General features: G+C 65.4%; 8 protein-coding genes. 2 read left to right on the forward strand and 6 right to left on the reverse strand.

Going from position 1 to position 10,823, the window contains the following annotated elements; genetic code table 11:
* Positions 1-10: 10 nt before the first annotated feature.
* Positions 11-1,714 (reverse strand): multidrug ABC transporter permease/ATP-binding protein, encoded by a 1,704-nt coding sequence (locus NFG58_RS15875; protein WP_348826968.1) that lies wholly within the window; start codon positions 1,712-1,714, stop codon positions 11-13.
* Between the two features lie 384 nt (positions 1,715-2,098).
* On the opposite strand from NFG58_RS15875, the gene NFG58_RS15880 reads away from it, so the two are divergent.
* Entirely contained in the window at positions 2,099-2,701 is a 603-nt protein-coding gene (locus NFG58_RS15880) for a hypothetical protein (protein ID WP_052704314.1), read from the forward strand.
* A 365-nt stretch (positions 2,702-3,066) separates the two neighbouring features.
* Here the strand turns inward: NFG58_RS15880 and NFG58_RS15885 are convergent, their stop codons facing one another.
* The 5 genes from NFG58_RS15885 to NFG58_RS15905 form a co-directional block, all read right to left on the reverse strand.
* Positions 3,067-3,942 (reverse strand): ABC transporter ATP-binding protein, encoded by an 876-nt coding sequence (locus tag NFG58_RS15885; protein ID WP_083970345.1) that lies wholly within the window; start codon positions 3,940-3,942, stop codon positions 3,067-3,069.
* A gap of 61 nt (positions 3,943-4,003) precedes the next feature.
* Positions 4,004-5,008: an iron ABC transporter permease gene (locus tag NFG58_RS15890; protein WP_348828144.1), complete on the reverse strand. Its 1,005-nt coding sequence runs from the start codon at positions 5,006-5,008 to the stop codon at positions 4,004-4,006.
* A gap of 101 nt (positions 5,009-5,109) precedes the next feature.
* Positions 5,110-6,078: an iron ABC transporter permease gene (locus NFG58_RS15895; RefSeq protein ID WP_274601865.1), complete on the reverse strand. Its 969-nt coding sequence runs from the start codon at positions 6,076-6,078 to the stop codon at positions 5,110-5,112.
* A gap of 29 nt (positions 6,079-6,107) precedes the next feature.
* On the reverse strand, positions 6,108-7,091 hold the full coding sequence (locus NFG58_RS15900) for an iron-siderophore ABC transporter substrate-binding protein (protein WP_348826969.1): 984 nt from the start codon (positions 7,089-7,091) through the stop codon (positions 6,108-6,110).
* A gap of 169 nt (positions 7,092-7,260) precedes the next feature.
* Positions 7,261-9,162 (reverse strand): ligand-gated channel protein, encoded by a 1,902-nt coding sequence (locus NFG58_RS15905; protein ID WP_348828145.1) that lies wholly within the window; start codon positions 9,160-9,162, stop codon positions 7,261-7,263.
* Between the two features lie 672 nt (positions 9,163-9,834).
* Here NFG58_RS15905 and NFG58_RS15910 point away from each other — a divergent pair.
* On the forward strand, positions 9,835-10,770 hold the full coding sequence (locus tag NFG58_RS15910; RefSeq protein WP_124803206.1) for a LysR family transcriptional regulator: 936 nt from the start codon (positions 9,835-9,837) through the stop codon (positions 10,768-10,770).
* Positions 10,771-10,823: the final 53 nt, after the last annotated feature.

Here is a 10,823-nt window from a genome sequence, read left to right on the forward strand (position 1 = left end):
GCGAATCGCCCTACAGCGGATCGAGCCGGGCCACGGCATCACGACTGGCGGCCTCGCGGCTGGACCCGGTGAGTTCGACAAGCTGCCCTGCGCGCATCTCGAACAACCGGTCGGCGTGCTGAAAGTAGTGGTCGTCGTGGCTGATGGCGAACACCGTCTTGCCCATGTCCTTGAGTCGCGGCAGCAGCTCACGATAGAACACCCGTCGGAACTGCGGGTCCTGGTCGGCGGCCCATTCGTCGAGCAGCAGGATATCTCTCTCCTCGGCCACCGCCATCAACAGCGCCAGCCGCTTGCGCTGCCCCTGGGACAGCTCCGGGTTGGTGACCCGCTGGCCGTCGAAGTGAAGCTTCTCGCGCATCGCCAGGTACTCGAGCCAGTCCTCGACCAGCGCGGGGTCGGCCTTGTCACCGCCGGGGCCTATCAGGGTGTCGAACTGGTGGAAGTCGGTGTAGACCGCGGAAAAGCGCTGGCGATAGGCGCCCATCTCAGCGGCCCCCACCTCCTGGTCGTCGATCAAGAGACGCCCCTGGTGGGGCCGGTAGAGACCGGTCAGCAGCTTCGCCAGGGTCGACTTGCCGCTGCCGTTGCCGCCGATCAGAAATACCAGTTCACCACGCCGCAGGGTCAGGTCCAGCGGCCCCACGGCGAAACCCGGGCCTTTCGACGCTCGTCCTGCCCCGTCGTCTTCGTCGGACGCTTTAGCGGGCTCGGGGTAGCGAAAGGCCACGCCTTCAAGGTGCAGTCGCTGCCAACGCTCGCCATCTGCCTCCTGCACCCCGAAGTCGCCCTTGGCCTCGGCCAGATCGAGTCCACGCAGCTTGTCGAAGGCCACTTGGGCGCTTAGCAGCGTCGGCAGTGCGCCCACCGCCGAGATCAGCGGGGTACGCAGGAACAACAAGGTCAACGAGAAGGTCGCCGCCACCTCGGTGGTGGCCCAGCCAAGCCCATTGGCCAGATAGAACACCACCCCGATGGCGCCGAGCATCATGATATTGGAGACATTGACCGCGCTCAGGTGATAGGTGTCGGCGCGGATGACATGGTGACGATAGCGGCGGGCATCATGGTCGTAGGTGTCCTCGAACAGGGCTCGCGCCCGGGCACGATTGAGCGCCAGTTCCTTGCGTCCATCGATGACCGCCTGATAGTCGCGATAGAGCGAATCTTCGGTCGCACGAACCTGGGCCAGATGGCGGTAGACCCGCCCTACCAGCCAGGCCCCTCCTGCCATGGTCAGCGTGACCCACAGCGCGGTGACCAACAGCAGCCCGGGGGACAGCCAGCCGAGATACAACGCCGAGCCCAGCGTCAGCACGATGCCCTGAACCAGCTCGGGCAGACGTACGAAAGCGATGGTGATATTGCGGATATCGCTGGACAGACTGGCCAGTAATTCGGCGCTGCCCAGGCGTTCGAGGCGCTCGATATCGGTATCGAGGATCTGCTTGACCAGGCGGCCTCTCAGGCCATAGACAAAATGATGCCCCAGGGTGGTCAAGGCCAGCTGAGAGGCCAGAGTCACGGCCAGCAATGCCACGATCACCCCGAGAAACTGCGGCAGCACGCCGAGCGCATCTCCGGACACCTCGATCAAGCGGCGGTTGATAAAGGCGATGGCGCCGATACCCAGTCCGGCACTGGCAAGGCTCAGCAGCATGACGCCGATAAAGGGCCAGCGATAATGACGAAAGACGACGCTCAACAATTCCACGAAACAGGACCTCGAGGGGCGGGCCAGACGGCGCTTTCGCACCGCTTATACGGTGTCGATCGTCGCCCTGGCCATGATAATGCGGACAAGGGGCCGGTATTGTCCCAGAGGCAACACACCATGGAAAGCCGCATGCGCACCTGACTTTTCAAACAGGGATCATCCCTGAAATAGCGCCAGGTCGGCTCTCTCGAGCACGTTTGAAACAAGCTCTGTGGTGGCGTCATCGATAGGCAACAGAGCCTTGCATGTTTCTTTCACAAGACTGGCTTGAAATCTTGTACATAACCTCCACAATGATTCGTGCAACATCGCAAGTCGCAGCACAGGAACCCGCTGCGACCGATGACATCGCTGGAACCATCCGCGAGAAGGAGAAATGGAATGATCCGCAAGAATCTGCTGACTACCGCTATCGCAAGCACCGTCTTCGCCGGCACCATGGCCGTGGGCACCAACGCCTTCGCCGAGCAGAACACCGCTCAGAATAATGGCGCCGGTAACCAGCAGCAGGCTCAGGGCCTCTACTCCGCCGATGAGCTGATGGACGCCGACGTTTTCGCCAAGGGTTCGAGCGAGGATGAAGTGGGCGAAGTCGAGGACATCCTTCTCGACAATGACATGAAGGTCCGCGCCATCGTCGTCGAAGCGGGCGACCTGCTTGACCTCGGCGGCAGCGAGTATGTGGTCGAAACCGGCAACTTCACCGTGCAGACTGCCAACGGCGACAGCCTCGACAACATCGAGTACAGCGTTCATCTGGACATGACTCAGGACGAGGTGTCCCAGCTGCCCGAATACACCGATACCTGGTGGAACCAGACCAAGTCCAGCGTTCAGCAGGCCTGGATGGACACCAAGGAAGGCGCCCAGAGCGCCTGGCAGACCACCAAGTCTGCTACCGCCAACGCCCTGACCAGCGCCGGCAACGCCATCGAAGGTGCGGGCGACAATGCCCAGGACGCCGCTCAGGACGCTACCAACTAAGAGCGATCCGAAGCTGACGGGCAGCACCCGTCAGTCAGCGAACACACCCGGCCTTCGCGCCGGGTGTGTTGCGTCTGGCTCCCCGAATTCGCTTCCCTAAAGGCCTGCATACCCGTTCGGCCCCGCCAACCATGACCCGCCGCCGACTATGCCTCGCGCCGACTAAGCCTCGCGCCAACCAGGCCCTGCCGACCAAGACCTGGCGACTAGGCCTCGCGCCAACTAGGCGCTGTCCGAAAAGTCGACGAGCGAAGGTTAGACAAGGCAAAAATCGGTAAGACAGCGCAGTTTACGGGGTGTAAATGAGCATGTTGATCCGATTTTTAACGCCGTATTACCGAGCGCAGGCACTTTTCAGACAAGCCCTAGGCCCTCCGACTAAGCCCGGCCAGCAATGGCTTGCCGGTCAGCGGGTCTTCCACCAGCGAGCAGTCCACGTCGTAGAGTTGCCTGACCAGTGCCGGCGTCACCACCTTTTCCGGCTCGCCCTCTGCCACCAGGCGCCCATCGCGCATGGCGACCAGGTGATCGGCGTAGCGGCAGGCGCTGGAAAGATCGTGGACCACCATGATCACCGTACGCCCTCGTTCCACCAGCCGATGCAGCAGTTCGAAGACCTCCAGCTGGTGGCCCAGATCCAGCGCCGAGGTGGGCTCGTCGAGCAGAATGATCGGCGTCTGCTGGGCGATGGTCATGGCGATCCAGGCGCGCTGGCGCTGACCGCCGGACAGGGTATCGAGGGCGCGTTCGGCCAGGTCCTCAAGCCCCGCCGCGGCGATGGCGCGCGCCACCACCGCCTGGTCCTCCTCGCTCCACTGGCGATACCAGGCCTGGTGGGGCTGGCGCCCGAAGCGAATCAGGTCGCTGACGCTCAGCCCCTCCGGGGCCGACGCTTCCTGGGGCAACAGGGCGATGCAGCGGGCCAGCTTGCGCGCCGCAAACCGCTTGAGGTCCTGGCCTTCGAGCCAGACGCGCCCGCCACTTGGTGCATGCAGGCGGGACAGCCCGGCCAGCAGCGTCGACTTGCCGCAGCCGTTGGGGCCGACGATGGCGGTGAGCTTGCCCCGCGGGATCGTCAGGTCGAGACCATCGATGACCTTGTGACGGCCGTGGCAGAGCACCAGATCCTCGACCACATAGGGATGCGGCACTGCGGTGTCCCGCTGCTGGCCCGAATCCGGGTGCGAAGCCACCTCAGCCCGGGGAATCCCATCGGATCGTGAAGACAGCGTCAGTGACATCAAGGTCCCCTTGCACAAGCGCCCCCGGCCGCCATTGGCCCGGGAGCGGGTCAATATGAATTCAGCGGCGAATCAGTATCCACAGAAGCCAGGGGCCACCGACCACGGCGGTGACGATGCCCACCGGCAGCTCCAGCGGCGCCAGCATCAATCGTCCTGCCAGGTCGGCCAGTACCATCACCGCCGCCCCGGCCAGGGCAGCACCGATCAACGGCACCTGACGGTTGCCGCACAGATGGCGCGCGATTTCCGGACCCAAAAGCCCCACCATGCCGACCGGCCCCGCCACCGATACCGCCAGCGCCGTCAACGCCACCGATACCACCAGTACCTGCAGCCTGTGACGCCTGAGCGGCGTCCCCAGGCCGAGTGCCACGGCATCGCTGAAACGCATCAGGCTAAGCGAGCGCGACAGCCACAGCGCCACCGGGGTGAGCAGCGCAAGACCGATGGCGAGAACGACGACGGCTTCGGCCGGCCGTGAGTTCAGGGTGCCCACGGTCCAGGGGTAGGCGGCGTTGGCCGCATCGATGGCGGCACGCGACAGTATCAGCTGGGTCACCGCGGCGAAGATCGCCCCGACGCCGATGCCGGCGACGATAAAGCGATAGCCCTTGGCACCGCCCCCGGCGGCCAGACCGAAGGTCAGGGCCGCTGCGGTGGCAGCCCCGGTCAACGCCATGGCAGAAGGCGCCAGGCTCAAGCCCATCCCCACCACCGAGGCCACCGCAAAGGCGGTGGCGCCGTTGTCGATGCCGATGATGCCGGGCGTGGCCAGACGGTTGCGCGCCAGCGTCTGCATCAGGCACCCCGACAGCCCAAAGGCGGCGCCGCTGGCAAGCGCCGCCAACAGCCGTGGCAGGCGTAGCTGTTCCACCACGAAGGTATCGAGCATCGCGCCCTGTCCATTGATGACCGCCCAGATTTTACCCGGCGACAGCGGTTTCTCGCCGAGGCACAGATAGGCCAGGCTCGCCCCGACCAGCAAGACAGCGAGCAACAGGGCGCCAAAAAGCTGGCGTCGATCGACCAGCAGGCTGAACCGCCCACCGCGCAGCAGCCACATGCCGTCGGGGGTGGCGCTGGCATCGCGGCGGTCGTGACAGTCGCGATATTCATCCGGCGAGCGGGTGGCGGCGGCAGACAAGGAACGATCATCCAGCATGGTCACAGGCTCGGCAGACGGCGGGCGCGAACGACGCTGATCAGCACCGGCGCCCCGCATAGCGCGGTCAGCACCCCCAGCGGCATCTCCGAGGGCGCCACCAGGCGGCGCGAGATCACGTCGGCGGTCAGCACCAGCAGAGGCCCCAGCGGCAGGCACAGCCACAGGGTGCGACGCAGCTCCGGGCCGGCGATGGCACGGGCGATAAAGGGCACCACCAGGCCGACGAAGGCGATCGGCCCGGCGATAGCGGTAGCCCCGCCCACCAGAAGGGCGACGATCAGGATGGCCAATAGCCGCAGTCGCCCCGGATGGTGACCGAGACCGGCGCTGGCGCGCTCGCCCAGCGCCAGGCTGGCCAGCGGCCGCACCACCATCACCAGCACCAGCGCCGCCAGCGCCATGCTGGGCAGTACCGCCAGCAGGTCGTCGAGCCGCCGTCCCGACAGGCTACCCACCACCCAGAAACGAATCTCGTCGGCGGCGCGCCGGTCGGTGATCAGGATCAACGAGGTCATCGCGCCAAGCAGCCCCGAAAAGGCCGCCCCCGCCAGCACCAGGCGCACCGGATCGGCGCCGAGCCCACGGATGCGGCTGACCCCGAGCACGCACAGACAGCCGAGCAAGGCCCCCAGCTGGGCCACGCCGATGCGCAGCTCCAGCAGGCTGCCACCCAGCAGCAACATCAGCGCGACGGCAAAGGCGGCGCCGGCGCTGACGCCGAGCAGGCCCGGCTCGGCCAGGGGATTACGGGTGATCGACTGCAGCAGGGTACCGGAGACACCCAGCGCCACCCCGACCACCAGGCCGACCAGGGTCCGCGGCAGCCTCAGGTCCCACACCACGAAGCGTGCCTCCTCGTTGCCCAGGCCCAGCAGCGCCTGAAACGACGGCACCGGACCGATCTCCCCGGCACCCACGACAAGGCTCGCCATGATGGCGAGCCCAAGCAGAACGACAAGGCCGAACAGGATTCCTGCGGGTAAGCTGCGCTCTGCACTCACGGTGTCACGACGCCCTCCAGGGCCTGCTCGATGTCATCGAGCACCGCCTGGGCAGCGATGGGACCGCTGGCACTGGTCCACAACTGGCCGTCCACCGCCACCACACGGTCGTTGCCGACCACCGCCAGACGCTTGAAGGCATCGCTCTGCATCGCCTGATCCAGCGCCTCGGCCCCGTTGGCGTCCAGGGTCGCGACGAACAGCCAGTCACCGTCGACCCGGGACAGCGCCTCCAGGCTCAGCGGGTCGCTGTGGGGCCGTCCCTGCGGCACCAGCTGATCGTCCTGGACGTCGAGGCCGGCGGCGGCGAGCAGGCCGGTGGTGAAAAGCTCGGTGGACATCACCAGCGGCCCCTGGGGCATCCAGCGAATCAGGAAGGCGTTGTCCTGGGACGTCTGTGCCTCGAAGCTAGCGGCGAGCTCGGCGGCGCGCGCTTCGACCGTCTCGATGGCCCGATCGATCTCGCTTTCGTGGCCCAGCGCCCTGCCGAACAGCCGCGCCTCGTCCTTCCAGGCCTCGGGGTCGAAGCCCTCGGTCGCCGGCACCACGGTGGGGGCAAGCTGCGACAGCAGCGCGTAGGTATCCTCGGACAGTCGCGAGGAAGCCAGGATCAGGTCCGGCTCGAGCCCGACCACCGCTTCCACATTGACCTCGCCGGCGGTGCCCACGATCTGGATATCGGGCACCTCATCCTTCAGGTAGTCGGCCACGTCCTCGGCGGCGCGGGTCGCCACCGCGCCAAGCGGCGTCACCCCGGCGGCCAGGGAGGTGTCCAGTGCCCCTTCGTAGAGCGTGACAACCCGCTCGGGCTGGCCCTGGATCTCGACCTCACCGAAGGCGGTGTCGAGGACACGAGGTTCCTCCTGGGCGCCGGCCACCCCCAGGGTGGCCAGGCTGAGTCCGAGTGCCAGGCCGATCCCCGGACCTACTTTCTGGCCCAGCGCGACGGCGCCTCGGGCCAGGGGTGACATTCCACGCATGCTCATCTTCCTTGTCGGTTCCCCCGCACCAGGGCGGGGCATCACTATTGACGCTTATAGTAATCAATCTCGTTTGAGAATACCTGCCCTTCTCGTCCAGGCTCGCGCAACGATGCGTTCGATCATGGCGGACAGGCATTCCCATTTCTTCCCTTGGTCCCCCAGAGGGTCAGAAATCGACGTTCAGCCCCAGCCACAGCCGGCGGCCATCCTCGACGTAGCCATACTCGTCGTAGTCGATGTCTTCATCGAACAGGTTGTAGATGCCGACGTTGACGCGGGCGGCGTCGGTCAACTGATAGCCGAGGCCGGTGTCGACGAAGGTGTAGTCCGGCGCGACGATTTCACTCTGGGACGGTCCGGTGGTGGGCTGACTCTCGTCGCCACGGTAGGTGACCCGGGTCCACTGGGACAGGCGATCGTTGATCTCCCAGTCGAGACTGGCCGAGAACTCGTGCTCCGGCAGCTGGGTCAGGGGCTCGCCCTCGTACTCGCCACTCTTCTGCTCGGAGTCGGTGTAGGTGTAGCTCGCCGACAGCTCGAGCGAGTCGCCAAGCGGCGTCGACAGCGACAGCTCCACCCCCTGGGTGACCGCTTCGTCGACGTTGACCCGATAGGTGGGGTTGCTGCCGAACTGGTTGGGGCCGTCGGTACAGACGTCGGCCGGACACTCGATCCGCGTGATCTTGTCGTCGAAGTCGTTGTGGAACAGCGTGGCGCTGGCCGACAACCCGCCAGCCCCGTTATAGAGAAGGCCCAGCTCCTTGTTGAGCGAGGTCTCCGGCTCGAGATCCGGGTTGCCGTAAACGTCACCGCCGCGGCTGACCTGGCCCCAGTCCGGGGTGATTTCCCTGAGGTCCGGAGAGCGATAGCCGGTGGACACGCCACCCTTGAGGGTCCAGTCCTGGGTCATGTGCCACACGCTGTAAAGCCGTGGGCTGATCTCGGAGCCGTAGTTCTCGTCATGATCCATGCGCACGCCACCGGTCAGCGACCAGTCGTCGAGCAGCATCCATTCGTCCTCGGCGAACAGCGCCCATTGGCTGTTGCGGACATTGGTGAGATCCGATATCTGATTCGAGGTACGATCGTCCAGCTCCTCTTCCTCGAAGCTTGCCCCGACGGTGACGATATGGGCACCGAGCGGCACCACCAGGCTCGACTTGGCGTTGGTGTTGGTGATCTCCATCTCGCGGGTCTCGTTCTCGGACACCTCGCGCTGGACATAGGTCTCGCTGGTGCCGAAGGAGAAACGCCCGGTATGGGTCAGGGCGACGTACTCCTGGGTGTAGTCGTCGAAGCTGTCCTCACAGCCGCCACGACAACCGTCCGGATCGACGCTGTTGCCCACCAGCCCCTCGCGCTGCTGCTCGGTGCGACTGGCCTCCAGCGCCAGGTCGTGGTTGACGCTGGGTGTCAGCGACAACCTCGCGGTCAGGCTCTGGACCTGCTTGTCCTCGTAGCCATAGAGGATATTGTCTTCATCGCGCTGGGTCGCACGGCCGTAGAGGGTCAGCCCGGCCAGCCCCTCGACCAGCGGACCAGAGGTATAGAAGTTGGCCTGACGGCTGTCGCCGGACGCGCTGTCTTCCTGCAGCATGGTGTCGAGCTGCAGGTTGCCGTGCCACTCATCGGCCACCTTGCGGGTGATGACGTTGATCACCCCACCGATGGCATCGGAGCCGTAAAGAGTGGCCATGGGGCCACGCACCACCTCGATGCGCTCGATGGCCTGCAGTGGCGGCAGCCAGTCCTGCTCGAAGCCGGCGCTGCCGTTGGGGCGGGTCTCACGAGTACTGACACGGCGCCCGTCGATCAGCAGCAGGGTGTACTCCGCGGGCATGCCGCGCATGCTGATGTCGTAACCGTTGTCACCACCGCCGCCGCCGGTCACGATCACCCCGGGCACGTCACGTAGGGCGTCGGTGACGTCCTGGTAGTAGCGCTTTTCCAGATCCTCCCGGGTCACTACGCTGATCGAGGCCGGCGCATCGGCCACGCTCTGATCGAAGCCTGAGGCGGTGACCACCACGTCATCAAGCGCCATGTCTTCGGCGCCGAGCGCCGGCACTGCGCCACACAGGGCGATCCCCGACAGCCCCGCCGCCAGGCGGCGAATGTGAAGCGATAGAGGGTGAAGCGACAGGCAACGAGGTGACAGGCTGCGAGATGACAGAGGTTGAGCTGACAAGCGCTGAGGCAACATCTTCTTCATGACTCCGAAAAGGGGTGGCAAGCCACCCGGTGGCACGCGCAATGGCTGGCGTTTCAGGACCGCCGCCCTGGGTCGAGACGACCTGCGCACAACAATGAATGTGAATATTTATCATTTAGATTCTTCCATCAAAGTTGCACAATTGCTCGTGAACGTGACGTTGCAACTCTCGCAACCCCCTCCCGAAGCTGGCTTGCCTGCCTTGTCTGCCTTGCCTGTCTTGCCTGTCTTGCCTGTCTTGCCTGTCTTGCCTGTCTTGCCTGTCTTGCCTGTCTTGCCTGTCTTGCCTGTCTTGCCTGTCTTGCCTGTCTTGCCTGTCTTGCCTGCCTTGCCTGCCTTGCCTGCCTGATTCGCCCGCCCCTACTCGCCTTGCCCGCCTGCCCTCCCGGCTTGTGTCGCTCCACGCGCAGGACGTGCACGGCTGGCATGCGGTAGAGGCCGTCAGCACAAGGGAGAATGATTTTCATCCGCACGATCCCGTGGCATACTGGCGGTTCGTGTTGCCCCTCTTCCCGCTTGCGTGATGCCATGCCAGATCTCGACGAACTGCTTGCCTTCAACCGCGTCATGGAGACCGGAAGCCTGACCCAGAGCGCCATCCAGCTGGGTCTGGCGAAGTCGACCTTGAGCCGGCGAATCAGCCAGCTCGAGTCGCGGCTGGGCCAGCCGCTGCTCAAGCGTCAGGCCAACCAGCTCCTGCCCACCGAGGCCGGACAGCGCTACTACGTGATCAGTCGGGAAATCCTGGAACTCGCCGAACAGGGTCAGCGCACCCTGGACAGCCTGCGCGAGGACGTCAGCGGCGAGCTTCATGTCGAAGCCCATCGCACCCTGACGCGAAGCTGGCTGGGCGGCGTGATGGAGACCTTTCTGGAACGTCATCCGGCGATACGCCTGACGCTGAGTACCGGCGAAACGGCGCCACGGGATCCCGACTTCCAGGGCATCTGCGTATGGCTTGGCGAGACCGACGAGGGCAACCTGCGCCAGGAGCGCCTCGGCGCGCTGGAGCGCGGCATCTACGCTCATCCGGACTATCTGGCGAAGCACGGTACCCCGGAGGCTCCCGACGCCCTTGGCCATCACGCCTGGATCGACCTGATGGGCGACAGTCAGGGCGGCATCACCCTGTCCCACCGTCACGGCGGCACGGTGCACTTCCAGCCACCGGCGTCACGCTTTCGCGTCGACCAGTCGATGCTGCATATCGACGCCATCGCCCGGGGACGCGGGCTCGGCATCCTGCCGGTGTGGACCACCGAAGCCCGCGAACGCCATCACCCCGGCGAACTGGTGCGCTGCCTGGAAGACTGGTCGCTGGCACCGCTGCCGGTGACCCTGCTTTACGGTTTCGGCCATCAGCCGCGCAAGGTCAGCGCCCTGCTCGACCATCTGCGCGACGCCGTGCCGGACGCCTGGCGAGCCCTGGAGACCACAGCCCTGCCCCGCCGTCAGGCAGGGTGAGCCCCTCCCGCCTTGCTTGCATGTTTGCTACGCTTGGTCTCGGTTACACGATT

The sequence above is a fragment of the Halomonas sp. RT37 genome (assembly GCF_040070525.1).
Taxonomy (GTDB): Bacteria; Pseudomonadota; Gammaproteobacteria; order Pseudomonadales; family Halomonadaceae; genus Halomonas; species Halomonas litopenaei.

Bases quoted from the DNA above. Each gene is read 5' to 3' on its own strand.
- NFG58_RS15885 (WP_083970345.1), bottom strand. From the start codon at position 3,942: ATGTCACTGACGCTGTCTTCACGATCCGATGGGATTCCCCGGGCTGAG.
- NFG58_RS15880 (WP_052704314.1), top strand. From the start codon at position 2,099: ATGATCCGCAAGAATCTGCTGACTACCGCTATCGCAAGCACCGTCTTC.
- NFG58_RS15890 (WP_348828144.1), bottom strand. From the start codon at position 5,008: ATGTGGCTGCTGCGCGGTGGGCGGTTCAGCCTGCTGGTCGATCGACGC.
- NFG58_RS15910 (WP_124803206.1), top strand. From the start codon at position 9,835: ATGCCAGATCTCGACGAACTGCTTGCCTTCAACCGCGTCATGGAGACC.
- NFG58_RS15900 (WP_348826969.1), bottom strand. From the start codon at position 7,091: ATGCGTGGAATGTCACCCCTGGCCCGAGGCGCCGTCGCGCTGGGCCAG.